Source organism: Thalassotalea castellviae, from assembly GCF_031846185.1.
Classification (GTDB): Bacteria; Pseudomonadota; Gammaproteobacteria; order Enterobacterales; family Alteromonadaceae; genus Thalassotalea_H; species Thalassotalea_H castellviae.
This window is the reverse complement of the sequence record NZ_JAVRIF010000011.1, coordinates 13,550-40,386: the sequence shown is the minus strand read 5'-3', so window position 1 is coordinate 40,386 and position 26,837 is coordinate 13,550. Positions and strand designations below refer to the sequence as shown.

Here is a 26,837-nt window from a genome sequence, read left to right as displayed (position 1 = left end):
CACAGTTGAAATTACTGTTGTTGTTTCCTTTCTTAAAAGTTCTTTTATATTAACGGTTTATAATGCTTCTGTGTTATGGCATAAGACTTGTAATTCATTCATCTACAATAAATAACAATATTGATGATTATGGACGTACAAAGACCATTTGTTGCTAAACCATGGTGGAAAAAACATTGGTATATTTTTCCAGCGGTTGCTTTGCTCACAACTATTTACCTTTTAAAAAGTTATTTAGGAGATGCTTCCTATTTTCTCGATAAGAAATCATTTGTCACCGCGAAAGTTCAACAAGGAAACTTTACAGTTAATGTGCGTGCTTCTGGTTTATTAAAGCCGTTAAATATCCGTTGGGTTTCTTCACAGGTTGCCGGAAGAGTTGAAGAAGTTTTGGTTAAAGCAGGCGCTAAAGTTAATGTTGGAGATGTGCTTGTAAAATTATCAAATCCTGAACTTCATCGTGAATTAGAAACTGCTCGCTGGGAACTTGAAGCCAATAAAGCAGAAAGTCATGCCGCCTATGTAGCACTTGAATCGCAAATGGTTGATTTACAAAATTCAGTTGTCTCTGCTGAATATAGTTATCAATCAGCTAAATTAAAACTAGATGCCGAAACTATGTTAATGCAACAAGGAAATGCCACCGTTTCTGCACTTGATTATCAAAAAAGTCAATTAGCGGTTAAGCAGCAAATGCAGTATTGGCAAGCACAGCAACAAAAAGCTGAGAAAATGAAAGCCAATATGGCTGCCACTAAAATAGCGCAAAATGCCCGTATGGGGTTAGTCGAAAATAATTACCAACGGGTGGTCGATAAGGTGGCGGCATTACAAGTGAGAGCAAATACCGAAGGGATCATCCAACAAGTCTCTCTTGAGCTAGGAGAACGTACTCAATTGGGAGATAGCGTAGCCTTAATTGCCGACCAACATTCTTTATTTGCAGAGTTGCAGGTTCAAGAAGTCAGGGCTCGAGATATTTCCATAGGACAATTTGTCAGTATTGATACTCGAATAAGTGAAATTTCAGGCAAAGTGACTCGCATCGATCCGGCAGTGAAGAACGGCATGGTATTAATAGATGTTGCGTTGACGAGTCAATTGCCGAATGAAGCTAGACCCGATTTAACCGTCGATGGCTTAATTGAAATTAGTAATATTGATGATGCGTTATATATCAAACGCCCCATGTATGCACCAAGTCATACCACGGTTAATCTTTATACCTTAAGTGAAGATAAAGCGTTTGCGAATAAACGAGAAGTTAATTTAGGCCAAGCTTCTGTGAATAACATTCAGATATTGACGGGATTATCAGTTGGGGATGAAGTTATTATTTCAGACTCAACGGCTTGGCAAGATCACCAACAAATTATGATTAATTAAAAAATACAGACACTAAATCATCACGTAACTCAATAACAAGTTAAAAAACAACGTTAGATTTAAAAAATAACGTGTTAAATAAAGAGATAAAAATTATGACACCATTAATTACCTTAAAAAATATCAGTAAAACTTTTTTCACAGAAGAGATAGAAACCCGCGCATTAAATGATATTAATTTAGTGATTAATAAAGGTGAATACATTGCTTTAAGTGGGCAATCTGGCTGTGGTAAATCAACGTTATTATCTTTGCTAGGTTTGCTCGATGCGCCAAGCGGTGGCCAATATTTATTAGCCGATAATGATGTTTCTTCATTAACTCGTGACCAACGCGCAACGATTAGGTCTGAACAAATTGGCTTTGTTTTTCAATCGTTTAATTTAATTTCAGATTTAACCGTCTTTGAAAATGTGATGTTGCCGTTAACTTATCAAACGCATAAATCTAAACAATTTATGGAAGAAAAAGTTAACGAGGTTTTAACTAAGGTTGAGATGAGCCATCGAAAAAATCACTTTCCTTCGCAATTATCCGGTGGTCAACAACAACGTGTGGCCGTTGCACGTGCGTTGGTCAATGATCCTAGTATTATATTAGCTGATGAGCCAACAGGTAACTTAGACTCTAAAAATGCCGAAGCTGTTTTACAGTTATTTGATGTTTTACATCAAGATGGCGCTACTATTTGCATGGTAACCCATGATCATGCATCCGCTAATAGAGCGAATCGTTGTTTAGAAATGTTTGATGGTCAGTTGATTAAAGATCATTTTACTAAGCCTAAGTCAGCCACGGTTAGTCCTGATGAAATTGCTGTGGGGTAACAAAATGTCAATGTTTATCGATATAAAATATGCCGTGCGCTTATTGTTTCAATCGCCAAAATTTACCGCCATGACTATTGGTGTGTTAATTGGTGGTTTATCCATAAGCTTATTTACCTTTTCGTTTCTCTATTCAACCATATATAAACCTTTGCCTATTCCGGAAGGTACGACGGCAAAATCTGTTACGGTTTATCATAATGAAAGGTTTCGACATATCACGGGTTATGAATTTGAAAATGTAAAAAATGATTTATCTAGTTTTGACGAATTTGGTATTTATGAAAATGCCAATATTCGCGTTTCGGTTGAACAATCAGGAAAGAATTATTCTGGTAGCTATATTCGCCCTGGCTTTCTCGAATTTAGCCGTGTACTGCCGATCCAAGGCCGAGTGATACAAGATAGTGACCTGCTCGAAGGTGCAAAACCTGTGGCATTAATCAGCTATGAATTATGGCAAGCGGATCACCAAGGAAGCAACGATATCTTAGAAAAAACCATGGTGATTAATGGTCAAATCACCGAAATTATTGGTGTCATGCCAAAGGCTTATCGATTCCCTCATTCTTCGCAAATTTGGTTGCCATTAACCAATGAATACTTCAATGATGATCCTGAAAAAAGCACCAGTTATTTTGCCTATGCCCGATTAAAACAAGGGGTTGAAATTGCACAAGCTGAGCAAGAGCTTGGCCAAGCCATCAATCAAATATATCAGGAAAATGTTAAATTGTATGGCTTGCCAGAATTAAATAAAACCGTGCAACTCATGACGTTTCAAATGGCTCAAACAGGTAATGATGGCAATATTGTATTTGCTTTCTTAATGCTTATTTCTTGGTTAATTTTGTTACTGGCCTGTATTAATGTCGGTAATTTATTATTCGCACGAACCATTGAACGACAAAAAGAAACGGCCATCAGAGCCGCTTTAGGTGCAAAAACAAAACGATTAGTCAGTCAGTTAATGTGGGAAGGAACGCTTATAACATGCCTAGGTGCATTGCTTTCCGTGTTATTAGTGGCAGCCGTGCTTGACTATACCGAAGTTGTGCTAAGTTCATGGTTACCCAATGGTGGTGCGTTTTGGTGGCACTATGGTATGGATAGTGAAACATTAGCGATGGCTATTTTATTTACTTTAGTTACCATTTTGTTATCGACTTTTTTACCCGCTTGGCGGTCGGCAAATCAAGATATCAACTTAGTATTAAGAGATGGTACAAGAGGAGCACAGAGTAAAAAGTCAGGACGTTTTTCTCGAATATTAGTGACTACGCAAGTGTTTTTAGTGGCCGTGTTAATGCTTATCGGGTCGATATCTGCTTTTATTGCCCATAAATTTATTAACATGGAAATGGGCGATAATTACCAAGATGTGATGACCGCTCGTTTTACTATACCGGAATTAAAATATACGGATCAGCCACAACAATTAGCGCTATTAAGTGAACTAATTGAACGACTGAAATCTCACCCTCAAGTTGTGGATGTGATCACTCACAATTGGATGGGCTCTTCCGCAATTAGTCTTGATGGGCACGAATACCAATCAGAAGAAGAGAAACCAAAAGTTGATACCATCAGTGTGATTGGTGATAGTGCTACGGTTGGTATTTCACTGAAAGCGGGACGACAATTTACGCATAATGACAAACTAGGCCAGCAAAAAGTTGCCATTATTAGTCAGTCAATGGCTAACCGTTATTGGCCAGGTGAGTCGCCACTAGAGAAAAGTCTTTTGATCACAGTGAACGATAAAGATGAGAAAGTCGTGATTGTTGGTGTGGTAAGTAATCGCATGAATGCCAGTAAAATGTTTGGTAAGCGTGATAGCGCCGATGAAATCTATTTATCAGGGCTTCAGTTTTCCGATGCGTCTCAAATATTGTTTTATCGTGTTCATCCTGATACGAAAGATAGAGGTGAAATTTTTTACCAAGCCATGTTCCAAACCGATAGAAATATTGAATTAGATTATGAAGTTCAACCTTCAGATAAAAATAGAAATATGATGCGTGATTCCATGCGGTTAATGTCGAATATTACCTTTGGAACAGGCTTTTTTGCCTTATTATTGGCAATGGTAGGTATTTACGGCCTAACGGCAAATGCCGTGGCACAACGTACTCATGAAGTAGGGATCAGAAGAGCCGTTGGCGCCAGTGATAAAAGTATTATTCAAATGTTTTTAAAACAAGGTGCTAAACAATTATTAATAGGTCTTGGATTAGCAATGGTATTATTTTATCTTCTTGCCTTTGGTTTCCATAAATTTACTGAAGGAATTTTTCCAATAACTATTTATTTTATGCAGGCGGTTGTTGTGGCGGTGGGCTTATCATTAGTGGTGATGTTTGCGACCTATTTACCGACCAGAAGAGCCGTAAAGATGGAGCCGAGTTTAGCGCTCAGATATGAATAACTTAGCGCGTTAACCATGAGATTGAAACAAGCAGATAACACAGCAAGTTTATCTGCTTTTCATCTTGAACCAATGCTTGTTCCTTGAGTGAATATTACTTAAAGTGAATAAATAACTTCGGAAATGAACCTTATAGTGACTAAAAAAATCCTTATTGCAGATGATGATATCAATATCATTGCCAGTTTAAAATTTGTCCTTGCCGATGAAGGCTTCGACATTTTAGCGGTAACGACACCAGAAGCGGCTTTGGAAAGTATTAAAAATCATGTAGTAGATCTGGTGTTACTTGATATGAACTTTCAACATGATACTACCTCCGGTTCAGAGGGGATTTCGTTAGTATCGGCTATTACGGCACTCGAACTGAATATCCCTATTATTGTGATGACAGGGTGGGCAACCATAGACATTGCCGTGGAAGCAATGCAAGCGGGGGCAAAAGATTTTATTCAAAAGCCTTGGAAAAATGAACGTATGCTCAGTGCAATTGCGAATCAATTGGCATTAGCGCAATCCGATAAAAAAGCGCAACGACTTAGCCAGCAAAACCACTTACTCACTTCGCAAGCTCATCCGAGCAATCGAGAAGGTATTATCGCTCAATCGCCGGTCATGCAAAACCTGTTATCAACCCTTGATGATTTAGCACAAAGTGAAATGAGTATTTTACTGACTGGAGATAATGGTACTGGCAAAAGCATGTTAGCTTCATACGTACATCAAGTTTCAAATCGTGCAAAGCATTCTTTTGTGCCGGTAAATATGGGGGCTATTCCTGAATCGTTATTTGAAAGCGAAATGTTTGGGCATGTTAAAGGGGCATTTACCGATGCCAAAGAAAACCGTGTCGGTCGTTTTGAAATGGCTGAGCAAGGAACTTTGTTTTTAGATGAGTTAGCCAATATACCTATCGCCCAGCAAGCAAAATTATTGCGGGTTTTAGAAGAGCAAAAATTTGAAGCTGTTGGCAGTAGCAAATCATTACAAGCGAATGTCAGAATTATCTCTGCAACCAATAGCGACTTATTAGCTGATATTAAAAATAATCAATTTAGAGAAGATTTATATTATCGACTCAATACCATTGAATTGCGTGTACCATCACTCAATGAACGTCTTGAAGATATTCCTGCGCTGGCTGAGCATTTCCTGATACAGTTCAGCTCTAAATATCATCGTACATTACCTCAATTAACTGACCAAGCGGTACTTGCCCTACAACAATATCATTGGCCGGGTAATATTCGCGAGTTAAGTCATTTGATGGAACGGGTATTATTTACCTGTAAAAAATCGTCTATTGATGCGGATGATTTAATGTTAAAAGTAGTGGAAAATAACCACGAATCTCTTGACGATCCTAGCTTGAGTCTTGAAGCTATTGAGCGTAAAGCGCTTATTAAACGATTAGCGTTTTTCCGTGGTAATGCTACGGAAACAGCTAAGTCACTTGGCTTAAGTCGCAGTGGATATTACCGACGATTGAGTAAATATGAACTTGTTTAAGTCGGCTCGTCAGTGGTTATTGGGTAACGCTAAATATTACCAAGGTGATAATCAGCTCAAGTTAGTGCTCTTGGTTTGTATTCCATGTGTTGCTATGACGATAAGCGCGTTGCTATTAGCAGAAATTTCTATTTACTTAATCGCGTTTATTATCATCATTCTTACCTTGTTATGCAGCTATGTTGTGGTGGCAAGTCAACTTAATTCTGATTATCAAATTCGTACATTGTCCAATTTAATTGAGTCGATGATTGATGGCGATTATACCTTAAGAGGGCGACTACAAACCAATCAAGCGTTTCAAGAATTGCTCAATTTAATTAATGAGTTGGCTGATACATTATCGCAACATAAAATTGAAGCGAAAGAGTCTCGATTATTGCTAGAGCGCATCATGGAGCAAATGGATGCCATTGTCTTAGCCACCGACGAAACAGGGTTGGTTGTCATGGCCAATGCTTCCGCTAAAAAATTAGTGCTAGGGAATGTGGAGAATATTGAAAAAATTCAGCTTTCCTCCACCTTAATTGGTGGAGAAATTGAACATGCTACGTCTGGCATTGTTGATTTTAGTCACACCCAATTAACCGGCGAACATTTTTTATTGAAAGAGTCTTTTTTAAGTGAAGGCAAAAAGCATCAACTTTATATGCTAACGAATGCAGAACGTTTGCTTATGGAAAAAGAGCGAAAAGCCTGGCAAAGCTTATTACGGGTATTAAGCCATGAGTTGAATAATTCATTAACCCCTATTGTGGCCATTAGTCAAACCATGCAGTCAAAGCTGCAAAAATTAGCCGATGAAAAGCAACAAACATCGTTACTTGATGGCATAGGTATTATTAATGAAAGGGCTGGATCATTAAGTGAATTTATCGCAAGTTATAGCCAGTTAGCACATTTACCAAAACCAAACGTTTCCAACATTTCTCTGAAGATTATGCTTGATAACCTCGCTGCGTTATTCCCAATGTGTGAAGTTAACACGGTTATTGATGAAAAATTAATGATTCACGTTGATAAAAATCAATTTGAGCAAGTATTGATTAATATTTTCAAAAATGCTGTCGAAGCCATGGAACTTCAAAGTGAAAAAGTCATTCAGGTAAATTCTTATCAAGAAGGTGCTTGGCAGCATATTATTATTGAAGATCAGGGCGCTGGCATTGCCAACTTAGAGAATGTTTTTGTGCCATTTTACACGACAAAAAATAAAGGCAGTGGTATTGGACTGACGTTATGTCGGCAAATAATGTTTAATCATAACGGCTTAATAAAATTGAAAAATGTCGGAGTGAAGAACAAAGGTGTTGCTGTTACGTTATCTTTGCCCGCTATTGAATACGTTAACTTCAGTTAACTGGTGTTAAATAACTGCTTTAAATTTAATTTGTTGAAGCGGTTGTGATTTGTCACTTAGCTTTGAAAGATAAAAAAGGCTCTATGATTGATAGAGCCTTTGTTGTTCAGTTGATTATTCGTCTTCTTCAATCAAGGTCATTAAAGAAGTGTTTCCACCCGACGCCGTTGTATCAATGCTGATGGTTTTTTCGGTCGTTAAGCGCTGAATTAAATTATCTAAATATTCAGAACTGATCACCGGCAATATCGCACCTTGGCGTTCCGCTAATTTTTCACTGAAGAAATGTTTACGGTCACACGAACTGTCTACCACAATGCCGGAAAGAGCAGGGTGTTCTAACATAGTGGATAAATGACGTAATCGAGCTACTTGGAAAACATTTTTATCTTCACCGGTGGCAATAAATTTATCTCTAAACGCTAATGCTTCATCGTAAAATAAGTCCGAAACTACGGTAATAACCGTATTACCTGTTGCTAACGCCGTTACAATCGATAACACCCAAAAGTGGAAAGTTACATTTTTATCGGCAAAACAAATCAGGTTACCGCGGTTTTCCAGGTATAAAACATTAGATTCCCCTGTTGGCCCCGGCAATAACGTTGGTTTTTTCAACCGTTTTTCAATATTGATTAACTGCGAACGAGCCGACATTAAGGTTCTATCTAAATCTTCAGCTAATTCATCAACAATACCCACATGAGCGATTTTTGCTAACAGCTGACGTACACAAGAAATACGGGTATTTAAATCGGTTAAGCGCCAATTTTTTTCAGCAGAAGCTGCTTTTTCCATCATTAATTTAGCTTCTTTAACTGATTCTTCACCACCATCTAACGCGTCTACTTGCGCAGGTAATAAGTTAAATTGCTCTGGATTTGGTGTCGCTTTTTCTTTCACTAATCGAGTTAAATAATTTGGTCCACCTGCTTTTGGTCCTGTCCCTGAAAGTCCACGGCCACCAAAAGGTTGAACCCCGACAATTGCACCAATCATATTGCGGTTAATATAAATATTACCGGCACGTGAAAGTTTAGCTAAATCAAACGCTCGCTTTTCTATACGGGTATGTATCCCCATAGTTAAACCAAAACCAGTACCATTTACTTTATCAATAACCGCTTCTATTTCATTGCCTTTAAAACGCACAACGTGTACACAAGGTCCAAAGACTTCTTGTTGCAATACATCAATATCATTAATTTCATAAAGACGAGGTGCAAAAAAGAAATGTTCGTTTTCTTTTGATTCAGTCGATACTTCACACTGATATAAAAGCTGCCCCTTTGATTGCATATAATCACTATGAGCATTGAGTGCATCAAGCGCTTTTTGATCTATCACGGGGCCGATATCTGTGCTTAATTGAGCAGGATCTCCCACATGTAATTCTGCTAATGCGCCTTTGAGCATCGTAATGACATTGTCAGCAATATCTTCTTGTAAAAATAACACTCTCAGCGCAGAACAACGTTGACCTGCTGATTGAAAACCGGATGAAATGACGTCATCAACCACTTGCTCTGGTAAGGCGGTAGAGTCAACTATCATACAGTTTTGACCGCCAGTTTCAGCAATCAATGGTACTTGATCGCCACCGCGCTCTGCTAAGGTTTGTGAAATTAACGTTCCTGTTGCGGTTGAGCCAGTAAACATCACAGTTTGAATGCGTTCATCAGGAATGATGACGCTGCCAACTTGGCTGCCTCGGGCAATGACTGCTTGTACAACACCTTCTGGTAAGCCAACTGACTTCATTAACTCTATAGTCCGTAAGGCGATTAAACTGGTTTGTTCAGCCGGTTTAGCTAACACCGTATTACCGGTTGAAATAGCGGCCGCCACTTGGCCTAAGAAAATCGCTAACGGAAAGTTCCATGGACTAATACACAACACCACACCACGCGCTTCTAAACGTTCATCGGCTTCAAGTTCAATAGCTCTTTGCGCGTAATAACGACAAAAATCAACCGCTTCGCGCACTTCATCAATACCATCTTGCGCGACTTTACCGGCTTCTTTTATACACAAAGCAATTAACTCGTCAGTATGACGTTCAAGGATATCTGCTACTCGACATAACAAAGCCGCACGTTCTGAAACAGGTGTGTTTGACCATGATTCGAAGCTTGCTTGCGCGGTATCGATCATCGCCAGCATATCTTCTTTGCTATGAATATGATGAAAACCAATGATTTCGCTGTGATCTGCCGGGTTTTTTACCGCAATCGCATCTGTTGGAATATCATCATGATTGATTAAGTTGTCTTTTAGCCACTGATCTAATGATTCTTTTAGTGGCGTGATGCTATTAATATCGGTTAAATCTAAACCTTTTGCGTTATCACGTCCTTGACCATTTTTATCATAATATAATGCAATAGGTTTAGTGATTTGATTATTGTATTTATCTTTTAATCGTTGTGTTTTTTCTACTGGATCTTCTAATAGTGATTCAACAGGTTGTGTTTCATCGACAATGGCATTGACAAAAGAAGAGTTGGCGCCATTTTCTAATAAACGACGAACAAGGTATGCCAGTAAGTCTTCATGCTGACCAACAGGCGCATAAATACGACATTGGATGTGTTCATTGCTAACTATTTGATCATACAACGAATCTCCCATGCCATGTAAACACTGAAATTCAAAGCCTTCTTTATCATCACCGGCAAGTTCAACTATGGTTGCCGCAGTATAAGCATTATGTGTCGCAAATTGCGGATAAATAGTATCTCTGTAGGCTAAAAGTTTGTTCGCACAGGCATGATATGAAACATCGGTAGATGATTTACGGGTGAAAACAGGAAAATGCTGCAAGCCATCTTTTTGGGCGTTTTTAATTTCGCTATCCCAATACGCCCCTTTGACTAAACGCACCATCATTTTACGGCCCGCTTTCTCAGTAAGTTCACGTAACCAATCAACCACGAAAATAGCGCGTTTTTGATAGGCTTGTAGTGCAAGACCAAAACCATTCCAGTCGGCTAAATCAATATCACAAAAAACGGCTTCAATGATATCGAGAGATATTTCTAATCGTTCAGATTCTTCTGCATCTACCGTTAAGCCAATATTGTATTGTTTGGCTTGTAAACAAAGCGCTTTTAATTTTGGCACTATTTCAGCCATGACACGTTCTTTATGGGTAAATTCGTATCTCGGATGAATCGCTGACAACTTAACAGAAATACCCGGTACTTTGCGTGGATCATTCTTACCTGAAGCAACTGCGGCATCACCGATAGTTACAATTGCATCCTGATAAGCTTTTAAATAACGTTCAGCGTCTCGCATTGTGCGGGCACCTTCACCAAGCATATCGTAAGAATAGACATAACCTTGCTGTTCTTTCGTAGCAGCGCGTTCTGTGGCGGCTTTGATGGTTTCGCCCATCACAAACTGTTTACCCATAATTTTCATGGCATAGTTCATTGATTTACGAATAACAGGTTCGCCTAAGCGGCCAATGGTTTTTTTCAATAAACTAAACCGGTCGTGGTTACGTTTGTCGGCGTAATTCACCATAGAGCCGGTGATTAATAATCCCCACGAAGAAGCATTAACAAATAATGAATCACTGCTGCCTAAGTGGCTACTCCATTGACCTTGTGAAATTTTGTCACGAATTAATTCGTCTTGTGTATGCTTATCAGGTACACGTAATAATGCTTCAGCTAAACACATCAATACTACCCCTTCTTCACTTGAAAGCGAGTATTCTTGTAATAAAGCATCAATAGCACCATTGCCTGCTTGGTCTTGGCGAATTTTCAACACCATTTTACGTGCACGTTCCCATGCACGACTTCTGGCACTAACATTCACTTCTGCTAATGGTAAAATGTGATCTACGGCATCATTTTCATCAATGCGATAAAATTCACGAATTTTTTGACGTATGCTGTTTTGTGTATTTAATGAACCAGTGAATAGCATAATTGTACCTTATTAAAGTTTATTGGTGACAAATTTTGGTGCGAATTTTATAGCTATTGCCGCAGAATGTGTTTGCGTTTTTCGAGAAATAACAAGATAATTTACTGAATATTACGAAAACAACCATAGATAATGCTTAAATATGAGTTCTGCTAAAACACGTACCTTAGATCGGATTGATTTAACTATTTTAGACACTTTGCAAAAAGATGGGCGGATTTCGAACACTGATTTAGCGAAAAAAGTGAATTTAAGTGCGAGCCCTTGTTTAGAGCGCATGAAGCGATTAGAAAAAGAAGGCTTTATTAATCGTTACGGTGCTTTTTTAAATGCGAATAAATTAGGCTTTGGTATGAAAGCTTTTGTGCAAGTGACTCTTGATAGAACAACCGGCGATGTTTTTAACGAGTTTCGAAAAGAAGTGGTGAAAATTGAAGAAGTCGCTGAATGTCATTTAGTGGCGGGCGGTTTTGATTATTTAATTAAAGTTCTGTTTAATAACATTGAAGATTATCGAGAAATTTTATCAGAAATTGTCAATTTGCCAGCAGTTTCACATACCCATACATATATTGTCACCGAAAATGTTAAACAAGATGCTGGCGTACCAATTAATATTTAATATTGATTAACTCGACAGTGCGAATCGTTTAGTGGTGACAAATCTACGATGAGTGGTACTGGAATTCTTTCAGTGCTAACTATATAGTAAAAGCACTTCATAGTTATTGGCTATGAAATCATTTTTAATCATATCTAAAGAGATTTACATGAAATTTAAATTATTAACTTCGGCAAGCTTATTGTCACTTGCTGTATTAACAGGTTGCTCACAGCAAGCCACCACAACTGAATCAACAGTGAGTGCTCAACCAGAAAAGGTTAATGCTGAACGTATTAAAGCGCATGTTGAATTTTTAGCCGATGACATGTTAAAGGGGCGAGATACCGGTAGTGAAGGTCATCAAATTGCCGCCAATTACGTGAAATCAAATTTCAAACAATTAGGGTTATTGCCACAAGGTGATCATGGCACCTATGAACAAGAAGTGACTTTTCGTAAAGCTTATTTAGAAGATGGCAGTGCGAAAATGATCATTGAAAATGCTACTGGAACTGTTGATTTAACTTTCAAAGATGATTTTATTATGTCTGGTTCATCACTGGAACTTGAATCCATGGTGCAAGCCGAGACTGTTTTTGCCGGATACGGCGTTATCGCGCCTGAATTTGGTTACGATGATTACCATAACTTAGATGTTGAAGGTAAAATTGTTGTGGTATTAACGGGTCGTCCGGATGATTTACCTTCTGAAGAAGGTGCACATTTAGGTTCAGGTCGTGAAAAAATCCGTCATGCCGCGGAACGTGGTGCTGTAGGTTTTATTACTGTTCATACGCCAAAACGTGAAAAAGTACGTAGTTTTGAGAAGTCAGCTAAATATGCTGGTACACCACGTTTAAGTTGGGTCGGTAAAGATGGGAAACCATTTGGAAAATATGAAGAAATAAAAGGTGGTGCTTATCTACACCACGAAAGTGCTGAAGCTTTATTTGCCGGTGCTGAAAAAAGCTTAGCAGATGTTTTTGCAAGTGATACAGCCAATGAAAGCATTAAAGGTTTCGATTTAGCCGCAAAAGTAACGTTAGCAAGTAAATCTCGTCATGAAGAAATTACTAGCCCTAACGTTGTTGCTACGCTTGAGGGAAGTGATCCAGTATTAAAAAATGAATACGTGGTATTTAGTGCTCATTTAGATCATATCGGTGTGAGTAAACACGGTGATGATCACGAAGAAGGTGAAGCAGTCGATACTATAAATAATGGTGCTTTAGATAACGCTTCTGGTGTGTCAATTTTATTAGAAACGGCACGTTTACTTGCTTCAATGCCAGAAAAACCGAAACGTTCAGTATTATTTGTTGTGGTAACCGGTGAAGAAAAAGGTTTATTAGGCTCAAGTTATTTTGCCAATAATCCTACGGTTCCTGTGATGCAAATGGTAGCGAATGTTAATTTAGATATGCCATTAATTTTATACCCTTTTGCTGATGTAATCGCATTTGGTTCAACCCACTCTACTTTAGGTAGCATTGTTGAATCTGCGGCGAAGAAAATTGATATTAGTTTGAGCCCTGATCCAATGCCAGAGCAAGCTTTGTTCACCCGTAGTGATCATTACAGCTTTGTTAAAGCGGGTATTCCATCAGTATTTTTAATGACAGGTTTTAAATCGAAAGATCCTGAAATTGATGGTGGTAAAATGTTTGGTGATTTCTTAAAAAATCATTATCACCAACACAGTGATCAAATTGATTTACCGATCCGTTGGGATGCTGCAGCTAGTTTTGCTGAAGTAAACATGATGATTGGTGTTGAAATTGCGAATGGTGAAAATCGTCCAGTATGGAATGAAGGTGACTTTTTTGGGAAAACTTTTGCGCAATAACGTCTTGCTTATTGGGTAAACATTTTAAAGGCGCAGCATGAAAATGTCGCGCTTTTTTGTTTTCTTCAACAGTACAACCAGTTACACTCAAATGACTTAAATTATTGGACATTATTAATGATGAATGCTCATGAATATGCGATTCAAGCAAACGGTTCTTTCGCACTGCCAGATGCTTGTTTTAAAGTAAAATCGTTAATGGAAGATGAAAGCTCTACTATTGAAGATTTTGCCAATGTGATCAGCGTAGACCCTTCAATGACCTCGCGATTACTTCAAATTGCCAATAGTGCAATTTATAGTTTTCCTGGAGAAATTAGTACCATATCACGTGCAATCACAATTATTGGTACACAAGCGATTTATAATATGATGTTAGTCGATGTTGCAGCATCAGCTTTTAAGCATTTTTCAAATCAAGCTATCGATCTAAAACGTTTTTGGCGAATGAGTGTTTTTTGCGGGTTAGCCACGAAAAACCTTGCGATAAAATCAGGAATTCGCGATATCGAACGTCTCTTTGTTGCGGGACTGTTACAAAATTTTGGTGAGCTAATTGTGGCTAAAATCAGCCCAGAAATTGCGAAAGAATGTGAAGGTTATTCTCCAGAGAACTTACCTTGGCAATTACAGCATGAACTATTGGGTTTTAGTTATACTGATGTTTCTGCAGAATTATTAAAAATTTGGCAAATTCCAGAAAAAATTATTTTACCAATTCGCCATTACAATGAAGCACATACCATTCAAATCAATAAAGATGTCAAAGTGCTATATTTAGCATCACGGTTAGCATTAGTTGATTCACACCCTGAAACTTTTAATTATGATGATACGATTGATGAGTCATTGTGTAAAAGTTTAGCGATATCTACCGATGATTTGAATGCTGCGGCAGATTTTGCCAGCCAAGAAGCCGCGAATATTTTACAAATTATGGATGCGAAATTATTTACACGCTAATCAGGTAAGAGATATTAATTCATTGGTTTTAATATCATTTTTATTCGAGTAAATGCAATGGGTGAACTTATCTGTACACAACGTTTACGTAAACGGTAATGTTAGGCAAGACATTCTCACGAAACCTTGCTAGCATCGAGCATCAAAAATAAAGGCTGTCCAACATATCGAGATAGCTTAATAAAAATTATAACAAGTAAGAATTATTATAAGAAGGACATCATGACTGCATCTAGAGAACATTTTAGCTCACGCATCGGTTTTATTTTGGCGGCTGCAGGCTCCGCTGTTGGTATCGGTAATTTAGTTGGTTTTCCTGTTAACGCAGCTAAAAACGGTGGTGGTGCATTCTTAATTATGTATGCACTTTTTGTATTTTTTATCTGCTTACCGGTTATGATTGCCGAAATGGCGGTCGGTCGTAAAACGCAAAAAGAACCGGTTGGTGCATATAAATCCTTAAGTAATGACAGTAAGTTATGGGGGGCTGCTGGGTTTTTAGGAGTGCTAACACCATTTATGATCGCGGTATTTTATATGGTGCTGACAGTATGGTTATTTGGCTACATTGCGTTAACCCTTTCAGGAAATTTAGATTTTCTCGCGAGCAATGAAGGTTTTGGTACCTTTATCAATAGTCCTTATCTTTTTATCGCCATGGCGGTTGTGGCTGGCATCATTAATTTTATATTAGTGGCGGGTGTGAAAGACGGTATTGAAAAAGCGGCCAAAGTGTTAATGCCGACATTGTTTATTATGCTGATCTTAATGGTTATTTTTGTTTTAACTTTAGAAAACTCGATGGCAGGGGTGAAATTTTTTATTATTCCTGATTTTTCTAAAATCACGCCTTCTGTAATCAATGGTGCGCTTTCGCAAGCGTTTTTCTCATTATCGCTTGGTATGGGGATTTTAATCACTTACGGCTCCTATATTAACAATAAAACGGATATTGCTAATTCTGCTAAGTTAGTAGCGATAACTGATACTGCAGTGGCTTTTACTGCTGGTTTAATGATTTTACCGGCTGTTTTCTCGTTTAACCCAAATGTAAATACAGCGGAACTAAGTGATAGTTCGGTGTCATTAATTTTTACGTTTTTACCTAAAATATTTTTAGCTTTACAGGTTTCAATTGGCTATATCGGTGCGAGTTTAGTGGCGGCATTTTTCTTTATTTTAGTATTCTTTGCTGCTATCACGTCACTTGTTTCTATATTAGAAGTACCTGTATCTTATTTAGTGACTGAAAAATGTCATAGCCGTAAAAAAGCATTAACTATTTTATTAATGACCGCAGGTACTTTAGCGGTGTTTGCAACGGTGTCATTTGGTATGGTGGCCTTTTTCACTGAGTTCACAAACTATGCCGGTGGTTCACGTTCTTTCTTTGATGTGGTTTACGATATTTTTTATGACACTATTTTGCCGTTAAATGGCTTTTTATTGTGTATTTTTGTGAGTTACCGCTGGAAGAAAAAACAGCTTACCGCTGAACTATCTGAAGGGAGTGACAGCTATGCAGGCTCTTGGGTAGAAAAATATGTCAATTTTTCATTAGGTACCTTTATTCCTGTGATTGTGTTCTTTATCTTTATTAATACCGTGGCGACGAAATTTTTCGCGATAAATCTTTTTGGTTTTTAATCAATCGTTAAACAAACTGTAAAAAAGGCCGTGTAATTTGATATAATTATTCGGCCTTTCTTTTTATATTTCTTGCAAATGATTTCTTATATTACGCAACACCTTGAAACAAGTGATTTAAACCAATGCCAACGAATTTTTCATGGTAGAGGACATGCTTATCAATCGTTTGAGCATATTAATGTTGATTGGTTTTCTCCGGTAATTGTTATCACTTTATATCAAGCTGTTGACCAGCAATGGTTGGCTGAACAAGTTGATGCGTTATCACAGTTAGCAGCTTTTCAAGCAAAATGCTTATCAATTCAGGTGCAGCATCGTTATCAAAAATATGCGCCGATAGAGGTGTTATGGGGTGAGCCTATTACGGCTACCATTGTTGAAGAGCATGGTCTGAATTATCATATTCAATTAGGAAAGTCTCAAAATCTGGGCTTGTTTTTGGACATGGCCAACGGGAGAAAATGGCTCTTAGATAATGGCAAAGATAAGAATATTTTAAATTTATTTGCTTATACCTGCGCGTTTTCAATTGTCGGTATTGCCGGTGGTGCCAAACAAGTTATTAATATTGATATGGCTAAAGCTGCGCTTGCCAAAGGACGTGAAAATCATAAGTTAAATAAACAAGACCTTAGCCGAGTAAAATTTGAAGGCGTTGATATTTTTAAGTCTTACGGTCGGCTGAAAAAACATGGTCCTTATGACATTTTAATCTGCGATCCTCCGTCCTTTCAAAAAGGTAGTGTCGATATTGAGCGAGATTACAAAAAAATCATTCGCCGTATCCCAATATTAGTTAAACCGAAAGCAGACCTTTTGCTGTGTTTAAATTCTCCTGATTTAGATGAATCATTTTTATTAGACGAAGTTGCCCGAGAATGCCCTGATTGTATTTTTCAAGAAAAAATCAGCAATCCAACGGTATTTGTTGAAGCAGAAAGAGGGAAGGGGTTGAAGGTATTACGGTTTAAATATTTACCCTAATACCTTTACATTTATGCGTTGATGAAGACTTTAATTTACGACAATTCTAGCTGCAAGTAGAATTAAAAAGCTGCCAGTAATTTTATCGATAATATAACTATTACGTTTCAGTTTTTCTAATATTGGTCCCCGAGAAAACATAAAGGCGACAATTAAATACCATAAGGTGTCGATGATACCAACGGTTGAAACCATAATGATTTTTTGTTGATAACTTGCTTGGGTATCAACGAACTGGCTAAATAATGCTAAGAAAAATATTGCTAATTTAGGATTTAAAAAAGCAATTAAAAAGCCGTCTTTCCAACCATTAATCACTTGTTGATTCACTTCTGTTGCTAGTTGATCTTCTTGAAGGTCAAAATTTTGCTTCTTACTCATCAACGCCTTAATACCCAAATAGATTAAAAAGGCTGCGCCTGCATATTGGATGATTGAAAATAGCATCGGAGATTGCACTATAACCACACCAATACCTAAAGCGGTTAATGCCGCATATAAGGCAACACCTGCACCATGACTAATGGCTGTGGCATAACCTTGCTTAGCACCACCAAAAAGAGTGTTTTTAACTACTACAGCAAGACTAGGCCCAGGCGATAATGCGCCCATGACACAGATAAAAGCTAACGATAGCCATAAATGAAATTCCATTAATCGTCCTAATTCATATTTCTAATTCGTTTAAAACTTGCGAATCTTGGCACACCTCGTTTAGTTTTACCAATAAATTGATAGGTTATTATTGCGCCAATAGGGGGTGGATTTTTACGTTGCAGATCAGAAAAGCCGGTGCCTATTTTAAACTGCAGCCCTGATTGAGTTTCTACTAATAAAGAACCAAGCATTTGTTGGTATTTTCCTTTTCCAGGAATATGTTGAATTACCCGTGCTTCCGCGTCTTGATACTTTTTTAGTTTCATTAATTTTTTGCTGCGCCCTTGCTGATATAAAGCATCTTGATGATGTAGCATTAATCCTTCGCCATGCTGTTTTACTACTTGATCTAAACGCTGGTAAAGCTCTGCTTTGCTCGCTATTTTCATTTGTTTGATCATTTTAAGAGATGGAGCAGAAGCTTGGCGAATAAGGGTTTTCATCGCGATAATTCGTTGGGAAAATGTGCCTTTATGTCCAGGTAGATCAAAAATCATAAAGCGTAATGTTTGCCAGCAAGCATTATTGTCTTTTTGCAAAGAGACACAAGATGCGGTGCTTTCAAAAGCGTTTCTACCACGCCATATTTCGCCATCCATGGCTGTGTTGGGCCAGCCCTTAGTGAACCAAGGAGGCAGATTTATTTCATTTCCTGAGCGACTAAAAAGTTTTGTGCCATTCCAATAACCTCTAATTCCATCTAATTTTTCACTGACCCAGTATTCTTGTATACGGATATTTTCCTGCATGACTACGCCATGTTGAATAGGAGGCTGAAAACTAGGCTTTGTTAAGCTAGCGTTAGAAGGTTTTTGTGCATAACCACTAAAGATAATGAAACTAAGTGACGTAACTAATAAATTACTGATAACTGACATGATGAACATCCTTGTTCTTGTAATTGATGACATCAGTATAGCGATAAATTTAACTTTCACCGAGTAGAGTAAAAATGTACTACACTGAAAAGTTAACAGGGATTGTTAAAAGGAAATAAACATGCGATTTATGTATGTGTTGTGCATTATATTTTATCTCACCTCTTGCTCTGTATGGGCTACTAAAAAAGCGTGTCAGCCATACTTGGATAAGCTTCGCAATATTCAATCGCAACAGCGAGCCGGTTATAGTAATAAAAAAGGACGTTCGCTTGCTGACCGTGAACAAAAAGCACGCGATAAATGGTGGCTTTGCCAACAAGGAAAATTAAAAACAGCTAAGAATAAAAAAACCAAGAAAAAAACTAAAAAAACAAATAAAGCAATGGCAAGTATCAAGCAACTCCCTACATTACATTCGATTTCAAAATCTGATCCTAAAGCACTAAGTTTTACAAGTTCATTAACGATTAAAGCTAAATTTAAAGGCAGAAAGCAACAAGCTTGGCTGGATTATTATCAGCAACCTAAAAAATGTCAGCAGCCAAAATCAACGAAAATTTTTGCATTTTGTCTAGAAGATGAACAACGCCAACAAGCTGAGTTTGATCGTCAATATCAAACTATGACTTATTAAAAAGCAATTTTTTGGTGTTTTTCACACCTTAAATCCTTAATGAATCATACAAGCGCTTGTAATTAATGTTAATTTTTTTTGGATTGATTTTTGCTTACCTTTATAGACAAAACCAATGTTAGTGATCATGCAACAATCAACTTTAAGGTGGAAAACGATGGGAAGAGCAATTAAAAATACTTTGATATCACTGGTGGGTTTTATCTTTGTTGCGATTGGACTGATTTTTATTCTACTACCAGGTCCGGCAATATTATTTTTGCCACTAGGACTAGCACTGCTAAGTTTACAGCATGAATGGGCAAAAGTATGGTTAAAACGATGCCAACGGTTGATGAGAAACAGTGCGGTACAGCTTGATAAAATGTGGCTTAGGTTTAAATATCGAAAGCCATAATCGAATGTCTCAATAGTATTTCATTAATAAAGCGTACTTTTTTCGTACGCTTTATTGAAAGTGAGTGTAAGTTAACAAGTTACGTTTAACTAAGCTTTATCACGGGTTGATTACGCCACAAATTTAGCTTTTTTGTCATTGTATTCTTGGACAATCGCATCGATAACAGATTGCTCATAAGGGCGTAAGCCACTTAATAACATATGCTTTTTACCATGGCCGATTTTTTTACCGTTAGACATTAAGTTAAAAATTAAATCAGCAACACCACGTTTACCTTCAATTGATAGCGTTGATGTGGCGAGTTCAAGATTTACTTCATGAAAATTAAGTGTATCAAGGTGAATACTCATGCTTTCATACATGACCATAGGGCGTGTAGGATTGATCATTACTTGCTTTTCAGCCATCAAAGCAACCAGAATATGTGGGAATGTGTGACCTGAAAATTCTACGTAAGCTTTTGTTAAAGCACTGATAGTCGTTACTTCTTTAGTATTTTCTCCGCTGACATCTATGGTTAAATATTCTTTATCATTTTCATCGACAATGGCTGCATGCGATTCAATATGATCAGGGAATATCAATTCAACACCATCGTTGACCATGCCTGAAAAGGTAAACTTCATTTCTTGGGAAAGACCTGACTTTTCTAATGTTAAAGAAAATAGTAAATCGCCGGGCACACAAAACCTTTTTGCGTCTACGTCGTGCAACGGATTAAAATCATCAGCAATTTTTTTGGCAAAATCACTTGCTTGTTGACGAGTGAAATTAATTTTACCCGCAGCGTTATTACAATAACTTTCTAAAAACATAAATACACTTTACTCATTAAACACAAAACCGAACTATTCTAACAGTTGTTTCAGTAAAAATCGAAATAATATAAGGATGTCCTTACAAAGCAGACCAGTAAAATCAAGGGGTTGAGCGTACACTTGTACTGTAATTAGCAATTGAATGCAGAGACGAGTTTTTCTTTTTCTTTTTTGGTAAGTTGCTTTAATTGGTATTCACGTTGACAGGCTGTTTTTCTATCTAGGGCTGTTTCTTGATAGGCGAGAGAGACAGGTCGGCGTACACGTGTATATTTAGCTCCTGTTTTGTTGCACTGATTGTGTTGAGCGAGGCGTCTGGCGACATCAGTAGTGACACCCGTGTACAGACTATTATCTGCACAACGCAGTATGTATACGTACCAATTTGAAGGTTTTGACATGGCGGACTGTGCGACGATTAAAAATTTTCGATGGAGTAGTGTGCCATTTTTCCTTAACATGTCGATATAATATTTTAGAAATGGTAAATCAATGCAAACAGAAGTAGGCGCATTAAGAAAGATGACAGCTCAATTAGATGAGCAAGGTCATGTTCACTATCAATTACCTATTGGCGAGCAATTATTGCCGCTAAATGAATTAATAGGTAAGCAACTCACCCTTATTTATCATGAGCATATCAGTTGCTCTCATTGCGGAAGGAAAACTAAAAAGAGCTTTTCACAAGGCTATTGTTATCCATGTATGCAAAAACTTGCTCAATGCGATATGTGTATAATGAAACCGGAAACGTGTCATTTTGAACAAGGTACTTGTCGTGAACCTGAATGGGGTGAGGCGAATTGTTTTATTCCTCATTATGTTTATTTAGCAAATACTTCAGGGTTGAAAGTGGGGATCACTCGTCATACTCAAATTCCAACTCGTTGGATAGATCAAGGGGCTACTCAGGCTTTACCAGTTTTTAAAGTGAATACTCGCTTACAGTCAGGATTAGTTGAAATAGCACTTGCGGAGTTTATTGCCGATAAAACCAATTGGCGAACTATGCTAAAAGGTAATGCAGAGCCAATGGATTTAATCGCAAAGTCTCAAGAGTTAATTCCGTTAATTTCTGAGAAATTAAACGATATTCGATTAAAATTTGGTGAAGATTCAGTTGAACAATTATCCAATGACATGGTTGAACTGAACTTTCCTGTTGAAGAATTCCCAACAAAAATTGTGTCGCATAACTTTGATAAAAACCCTGAAGTGAGTGGGATTTTACAAGGTATTAAAGGGCAATATTTATTCTTTGATACAGGGGTTATCAATATTAGAAAGTTTTCTTCGTATCATATTCATGCGTTGGTCAATTAATTAAAATAACTGGTAAATTGTGTCTATAATAAAAAATATCATGCTAGTGTCGTTGAAAGGAATTAAAAGTGAGTTTTTATATATCACGTGTTAACCGTAACTTTTCAATGATTTTGTTAATAAGGTAAAGCAGATGGATGCTATGGATTATGCCGAAAAGGCGAATGAAATTTTTGTTTTATCAGACTCTTTTATCCGTATTAAAGAACTTATTGATGATGAAGCATCGACCATCGATGATATTTCTGATGTCATTTTAATTGACCCGGCTTTAGCGGCAACCATATTAAAATTGGCGAACAGCTCGTTTTTTAATTATCCCGGTAAGATAGACACCATTTCAAAAGCGGTTTTAGTGCTTGGTATCACAGAAGTTTATAATTTGGTGATAGCTTATTTTACCACTAAAGCTTTCAAGTCTATTTCGGCTTCTGCTGAATTCTTAGAATCTTTTTGGGAGCAAAGTGTCGATTGCGCACTGATGATTAAGTATTTAGGTTTTAAATTAGGAGTACCTAAGGCTGAACGTTTATTTATATTGGGTTTACTGCATAATTTAGGTGAGCTGGTTATGCAGCAATTTCAAGCCGAACAAGTGGAAATGGCCAATCAAATAGGTAGCAAAGAATTACCATGGAACAAACAACAAGAAGTGTTTGGTTTTACCTATGCCGATTGCACCGCAGAGTTATTGAAACTTTGGCAATTACCCTATAATTTAATTGAGCCTATTCGTTTTCAAAATGAAGAAGATTTCCAATACAGCACCATGGAAACGAAATTGTTATATACGGCTAAGCGAATGATGCAACTAAACCGCCAATGTAAATCACATGCGCAAGAAGACGTGTTAACGCGTGAAAAACTAACTGTCTTATCGCTTCAACAAGATGCTATATCAGAAGCAAATGATTATTGCGATATGGAGCGTTTAGGTATTTTAGCGGTATTAAACCCAAGTGCTGCAATGATTTATTAATAACCTATTAACAATTTATTCTACTTATATAAACGGCGATTATTGCTAATAATCGCCGTTTTTTCTTACTTACCGTAAACATGCACCAACTATCAACACTATTTTTAACTCCATGCACCAAAGTGGTGCTTAAGTAAGCATTCAAATCAATATTTTATTTGTAACCTCTTGTTTAGTAATGCTTTATTTCTATTGGTATAACAATTGAATATTCATTGTCAAACTATAAAAAGGGGTAATAAATGAAACTTATTAGCGCAATTATCAAACCGTTTAAATTAGATGATGTTCGAGAGGCCATCTCTGAAATCGGTGTTGAAGGGTTAACAGTAAGTGAAGTAAAAGGGTTCGGTCGACAAAAAGGTCATACCGAACTATATCGTGGTGCCGAATATCAAGTTGACTTTTTACCTAAGGTAAAACTTGAAATTGCCGTAAATGATGATGTTGTTGAACGTTTAGTTGAAACCATCACTAAATCTGCCTACACCGGAAAAATCGGTGACGGAAAGATTTTTGTTTACAACCTTGAGCAAGCCGTACGTATTCGTACTGGTGAAAATGACGTAGAAGCACTTTAAGGGGAATATCATGGAACAAAATATCTTTCATCTTCAATATGCCATGGACACGTTTTACTTTTTAGTGTGTGGCGCATTAGTCATGTGGATGGCTGCTGGCTTCTCAATGCTAGAAGCAGGTTTAGTTAGAGCTAAAAATACCACAGAAATATTAACGAAAAACGTCGCGCTTTATGCGATTTCTTGCATGATGTACTTAGCATGCGGTTATGAAATTATGTATGGCGGCGGTTTCTTTTTGTCGGGCATAGAAACAGTTGACGCAGACGCAGTATTGAAATCTTTCGCTGAACGTGAAGACGGCTTTACTGGCGGAGCAATTTATTCGGCGGCTTCTGACTTTTTCTTCCAAGTAGTCTTTGTTGCTACAGCAATGTCGATTGTTTCAGGTGCGGTTGCCGAGCGTATGAAATTATGGGCTTTCTTAGCCTTTACTGTCGTTTTAACCGCGGTTATTTATCCAATGGAAGGTAGCTGGACATGGGGTGGTAATGCCGTATTTGGTTTATACACACTCGGTGATTTAGGATTTTCTGACTTTGCCGGTTCTGGTATTGTTCATATGGCAGGTGCTTCAGCGGCATTAGCGGGTGTATTATTGTTAGGTGCTCGTAAAGGGAAATACACAGCTGACGGTCGTGTCAATGCAATCCCAGGTTCTAACTTACCATTAGCTACGTTAGGTACATTCATTTTATGGATGGGTTGGTTTGGTTTCAACGGTGGCTCAGTATTAAAGTTAGGTGATATTGGTAATTCACATTCAGTTGCTATGGTCTTTTTAAATACTAACGCAGCGGCGGCTGGTGGTGCGGTTGCAGCATTAATCTTAGCTAAAATTTTATTTAAGAAAGCTGATTTAACGATGGCATTAAACGGTGCCTTAGCGGGTCTAGTTGCTATTACTGCAGAACCTTCTACGCCAACAGCATTGCAAGCGACATTATTTGGTGCCATTGGTGGTATTATTGTTGTCCTTTCAATTGTTAGCTTAGATAAATTAAAGATTGATGATCCAGTGGGTGCTATCTCTGTTCACGGTGTCGTTGGTTTGTTTGGTTTATTATTAGTGCCAGTAACAAATGACGGTGCATCATTTAGTGGTCAGTTAATTGGTGCTGCTACTATCTTTGCATGGGTATTTGTAACAAGCTTTGTGGTTTGGTATGTACTTAAAATAACTATGGGTATTCGTGTTACTGAAGAAGAAGAATATGAAGGTGTTGATAAAGCTGATTGTGGTATGGAAGCCTATCCAGAATTCACAAACGGTTAATTAACAACGAAAGTATTGAAAAGCAGCTTAATCGCTGCTTTTTTTGTGTGTTAAATTTGAGCCGTTATAACAGTCAGTGGTGATGACGGGATTTACCTTGTCATGAATAACGATGTTTTCTTTTCTTTATTAAAGGTTTATTATCTCTACCAAGTTTTGTGAGCAAGTTAAGCATCACAAAAATCTTATTTATTGAGGGCAGTATGGCAAGAGAACAATTTGGTATTTGCGCAGAGCCGAGCTTACATGGCTATTATTTAATGTTTAATGTATTAGATGATAAAAATGCGCATATTCGCCAAGCATTATCACGTTTACCTGCTTTATTTGATAAATATGCGGATCGCTTTTCTGAGAGTAATTTAACGGGCGTTGTTGCAATTGGTGCAACCTATTGGGATGAACTCCACCCAGAATCTCGCCCTAAATTTTTGAAGTCGTTTACTGAAATTAAGTGTGATGATCGTATTGCTCCTGCGGTAAATTATGATTTATACATTGAGGTCAGAAGCGATCGCGCTGATGTAAATCATATTGTCGCAGGTAAAGTATGTGCCTTGTTGGCTGACAGTGTTGAATTGATTGAGCAAGTGCGAGGTTTTCGCTTCCTTGATGGCCGTGATTTAACCGGTTTTGTTGATGGCACCGAAAACCCTCAAGGTAGACATCGCCGCCAGGTAGCCTTAGTAAATGACGAACAAGACGCAGACTTTGCCAGTGGTAGCTATTTACACATTCAACGCTATCGTCATAACCTAAATTTATGGAATAGAATGAAAGTGAAAGAGCAAGAAGATGTATTTGCTCGCACGAAAATTGATAACGAAGAATATACCAGTGAAAACAAGCCTGAAACGTCCCACATCAAACGTACTAGCATTAAAGATGATGAAGGAAATACGATAGAAATATTACGTCAAAGTATGCCGTACGGTGATATGAAACTCCAAGGACTGTTTTTTGTTTCTTATTGTAGTGCGCCGCAGCCATTTGAAATGATGTTAAAAAGTATGATTGAAGGGGACGAGCATGGCCATTTTGATCACATGCTCAAATATACTCAAGCTGAAACAGGTGCCGCATTTTTTGCGCCTAGTTTAAATTTTTTGAGTCAACTAGGGCAAAGCTAACGCAAGCGACAACGTCATTAGGTTAAGTTTTTAGAAAATAATAATTCTAATTTTTCAATGGTTTGTTTTATTTCACTGACGTTAGTTGGGGCAATAAAAATGGTGTCATCGCCCGCGATGGTGCCAAGTACACCATCACTTTTACTTAAACTATCTAATAAGCGTGCGATTAATTGTGCCGCGCCAGGGCTGGTACGAATGATAATCATCATTTCGTTATGTTCGATATCTAATACTAATTGTTTTAACGGGCTTTTTGCCGTTGGTACACCTAATTCAGCCGGTAAACAATACACCATATCTTGACGGGCATTTCGAGTTCTTACCGCGCCAAATTTACTGAGCATGCGAGATATTTTCGATTGGCTGATATTATCGAACCCTTGCAATTTTAACGCGTCAACGATTTCACCTTGAGAGCCAAATTGTTCTTGTTTTAATAAATCTTTGAACGCCTGAACGAGTGCTTCTTGTTTTTGTTGTAGTGTTGCCATAGTAATAGTTACGTTTCTTATGAATAAAAGCCTAAATATCGAATCGAGTAATACCTAAGTATTATTTCGTTGTCTGAATTATACGCTATCCTTATATGTCATTACACGATTAAACATTGTTTTTTGCCGGATAATACTATATCTTTTGCCGGCAAATATTTACGT

Annotated in this window: 23 protein-coding genes; 17 read left to right on the top strand and 6 right to left on the bottom strand. The window is 37.6% G+C overall.

Annotated features, from left to right (window positions below; translation table 11 throughout):
• The first annotated feature begins 129 nt into the window (after nucleotides 1–129).
• The 5 genes from RM573_RS15875 to RM573_RS15855 all read left to right on the top strand — a co-directional run bounded on the left by RM573_RS15875 (nucleotide 130) and on the right by RM573_RS15855 (nucleotide 7,510).
• On the top strand, nucleotides 130–1,386 hold the full coding sequence (locus tag RM573_RS15875; protein ID WP_311584242.1) for an efflux RND transporter periplasmic adaptor subunit: 1,257 nt from the start codon (nucleotides 130–132) through the stop codon (nucleotides 1,384–1,386).
• 95 nt (nucleotides 1,387–1,481) lie between these two features.
• On the top strand, nucleotides 1,482–2,213 hold the full coding sequence (locus RM573_RS15870) for an ABC transporter ATP-binding protein (protein ID WP_311584240.1): 732 nt from the start codon (nucleotides 1,482–1,484) through the stop codon (nucleotides 2,211–2,213).
• A gap of 4 nt (nucleotides 2,214–2,217) precedes the next feature.
• Nucleotides 2,218–4,641 carry an FtsX-like permease family protein gene (locus tag RM573_RS15865; protein WP_311584237.1) on the top strand — a complete coding sequence of 808 codons (2,424 nt, stop codon included), beginning with the start codon at nucleotides 2,218–2,220 and terminating at the stop codon, nucleotides 4,639–4,641.
• Nucleotides 4,642–4,776: 135 nt separating this feature from the next.
• Nucleotides 4,777–6,150: a sigma-54-dependent transcriptional regulator gene (locus RM573_RS15860; protein ID WP_311584235.1), complete on the top strand. Its 1,374-nt coding sequence runs from the start codon at nucleotides 4,777–4,779 to the stop codon at nucleotides 6,148–6,150.
• Nucleotides 6,137–7,510, top strand: coding sequence for a sensor histidine kinase (locus tag RM573_RS15855; RefSeq protein WP_311584232.1), 1,374 nt, complete (start codon nucleotides 6,137–6,139; stop codon nucleotides 7,508–7,510). The genes RM573_RS15860 and RM573_RS15855 overlap by 14 nt, the downstream gene beginning before the upstream one ends.
• Before the next feature lie 114 nt (nucleotides 7,511–7,624).
• Here RM573_RS15855 and putA read toward each other — a convergent pair whose 3' ends face one another.
• Nucleotides 7,625–11,452 carry a bifunctional proline dehydrogenase/L-glutamate gamma-semialdehyde dehydrogenase PutA gene (putA, locus tag RM573_RS15850; RefSeq protein WP_311584229.1) on the bottom strand — a complete coding sequence of 1,276 codons (3,828 nt, stop codon included), beginning with the start codon at nucleotides 11,450–11,452 and terminating at the stop codon, nucleotides 7,625–7,627.
• Between the two features lie 142 nt (nucleotides 11,453–11,594).
• Between putA and RM573_RS15845 the strand changes: the two genes are divergently transcribed.
• From RM573_RS15845 to RM573_RS15825, 5 genes are all read left to right on the top strand, one after another.
• Nucleotides 11,595–12,074: an Lrp/AsnC ligand binding domain-containing protein gene (locus RM573_RS15845; RefSeq protein WP_311584226.1), complete on the top strand. Its 480-nt coding sequence runs from the start codon at nucleotides 11,595–11,597 to the stop codon at nucleotides 12,072–12,074.
• Between the two features lie 148 nt (nucleotides 12,075–12,222).
• Nucleotides 12,223–13,902: a M28 family metallopeptidase gene (locus tag RM573_RS15840; protein WP_311584223.1), complete on the top strand. Its 1,680-nt coding sequence runs from the start codon at nucleotides 12,223–12,225 to the stop codon at nucleotides 13,900–13,902.
• A gap of 117 nt (nucleotides 13,903–14,019) precedes the next feature.
• Nucleotides 14,020–14,865, top strand: coding sequence for an HDOD domain-containing protein (locus RM573_RS15835; RefSeq protein ID WP_311584220.1), 846 nt, complete (start codon nucleotides 14,020–14,022; stop codon nucleotides 14,863–14,865).
• Between the two features lie 222 nt (nucleotides 14,866–15,087).
• Entirely contained in the window at nucleotides 15,088–16,512 is a 1,425-nt protein-coding gene (locus RM573_RS15830; RefSeq protein ID WP_311584217.1) for a sodium-dependent transporter, read from the top strand.
• A 78-nt stretch (nucleotides 16,513–16,590) separates the two neighbouring features.
• Nucleotides 16,591–17,499: a class I SAM-dependent methyltransferase gene (locus RM573_RS15825; RefSeq protein WP_311584214.1), complete on the top strand. Its 909-nt coding sequence runs from the start codon at nucleotides 16,591–16,593 to the stop codon at nucleotides 17,497–17,499.
• Between the two features lie 30 nt (nucleotides 17,500–17,529).
• Here RM573_RS15825 and RM573_RS15820 read toward each other — a convergent pair whose 3' ends face one another.
• Nucleotides 17,530–18,153 carry a LysE family translocator gene (locus tag RM573_RS15820; protein WP_311584212.1) on the bottom strand — a complete coding sequence of 208 codons (624 nt, stop codon included), beginning with the start codon at nucleotides 18,151–18,153 and terminating at the stop codon, nucleotides 17,530–17,532.
• An 8-nt stretch (nucleotides 18,154–18,161) separates the two neighbouring features.
• Nucleotides 18,162–19,034: a DNA ligase gene (locus RM573_RS15815; RefSeq protein ID WP_311584210.1), complete on the bottom strand. Its 873-nt coding sequence runs from the start codon at nucleotides 19,032–19,034 to the stop codon at nucleotides 18,162–18,164.
• A gap of 121 nt (nucleotides 19,035–19,155) precedes the next feature.
• Here RM573_RS15815 and RM573_RS15810 point away from each other — a divergent pair, with 121 nt between their 5' ends.
• A complete protein-coding gene (locus tag RM573_RS15810) occupies nucleotides 19,156–19,671 on the top strand; it encodes a hypothetical protein (RefSeq protein ID WP_311584207.1) in 516 nt (171 codons plus the stop codon).
• 127 nt (nucleotides 19,672–19,798) lie between these two features.
• Complete coding sequence (locus RM573_RS15805) at nucleotides 19,799–20,068, top strand: PGPGW domain-containing protein (RefSeq protein ID WP_311584205.1); 270 nt, start codon at nucleotides 19,799–19,801, stop codon at nucleotides 20,066–20,068.
• Nucleotides 20,069–20,178: 110 nt separating this feature from the next.
• Here the strand turns inward: RM573_RS15805 and RM573_RS15800 are convergent, their stop codons facing one another.
• Both RM573_RS15800 and RM573_RS15795 read right to left on the bottom strand, forming a co-directional pair.
• Nucleotides 20,179–20,886 (bottom strand): DUF3581 family protein, encoded by a 708-nt coding sequence (locus RM573_RS15800; protein ID WP_311584202.1) that lies wholly within the window; start codon nucleotides 20,884–20,886, stop codon nucleotides 20,179–20,181.
• Nucleotides 20,887–21,020: 134 nt separating this feature from the next.
• Nucleotides 21,021–21,290: a GIY-YIG nuclease family protein gene (locus RM573_RS15795; protein ID WP_311584199.1), complete on the bottom strand. Its 270-nt coding sequence runs from the start codon at nucleotides 21,288–21,290 to the stop codon at nucleotides 21,021–21,023.
• Between the two features lie 121 nt (nucleotides 21,291–21,411).
• Here RM573_RS15795 and RM573_RS15790 point away from each other — a divergent pair, with 121 nt between their 5' ends.
• The 5 genes from RM573_RS15790 to RM573_RS15770 all read left to right on the top strand — a co-directional run bounded on the left by RM573_RS15790 (nucleotide 21,412) and on the right by RM573_RS15770 (nucleotide 26,178).
• Nucleotides 21,412–22,212 (top strand): DUF2797 domain-containing protein, encoded by an 801-nt coding sequence (locus tag RM573_RS15790; protein WP_432280246.1) that lies wholly within the window; start codon nucleotides 21,412–21,414, stop codon nucleotides 22,210–22,212.
• Between the two features lie 133 nt (nucleotides 22,213–22,345).
• Nucleotides 22,346–23,191: an HDOD domain-containing protein gene (locus RM573_RS15785; protein WP_311584194.1), complete on the top strand. Its 846-nt coding sequence runs from the start codon at nucleotides 22,346–22,348 to the stop codon at nucleotides 23,189–23,191.
• Nucleotides 23,192–23,433: 242 nt separating this feature from the next.
• Nucleotides 23,434–23,772, top strand: coding sequence for a P-II family nitrogen regulator (glnK, locus tag RM573_RS15780; protein WP_311584191.1), 339 nt, complete (start codon nucleotides 23,434–23,436; stop codon nucleotides 23,770–23,772).
• A 10-nt stretch (nucleotides 23,773–23,782) separates the two neighbouring features.
• On the top strand, nucleotides 23,783–25,048 hold the full coding sequence (locus RM573_RS15775) for an ammonium transporter (protein WP_311584188.1): 1,266 nt from the start codon (nucleotides 23,783–23,785) through the stop codon (nucleotides 25,046–25,048).
• A gap of 203 nt (nucleotides 25,049–25,251) precedes the next feature.
• Complete coding sequence (locus RM573_RS15770) at nucleotides 25,252–26,178, top strand: Dyp-type peroxidase (protein WP_311584184.1); 927 nt, start codon at nucleotides 25,252–25,254, stop codon at nucleotides 26,176–26,178.
• Between the two features lie 17 nt (nucleotides 26,179–26,195).
• Here the strand turns inward: RM573_RS15770 and argR are convergent, their stop codons facing one another.
• Complete coding sequence (gene argR / locus RM573_RS15765) at nucleotides 26,196–26,672, bottom strand: transcriptional regulator ArgR (protein WP_311584181.1); 477 nt, start codon at nucleotides 26,670–26,672, stop codon at nucleotides 26,196–26,198.
• Nucleotides 26,673–26,837: the final 165 nt, after the last annotated feature.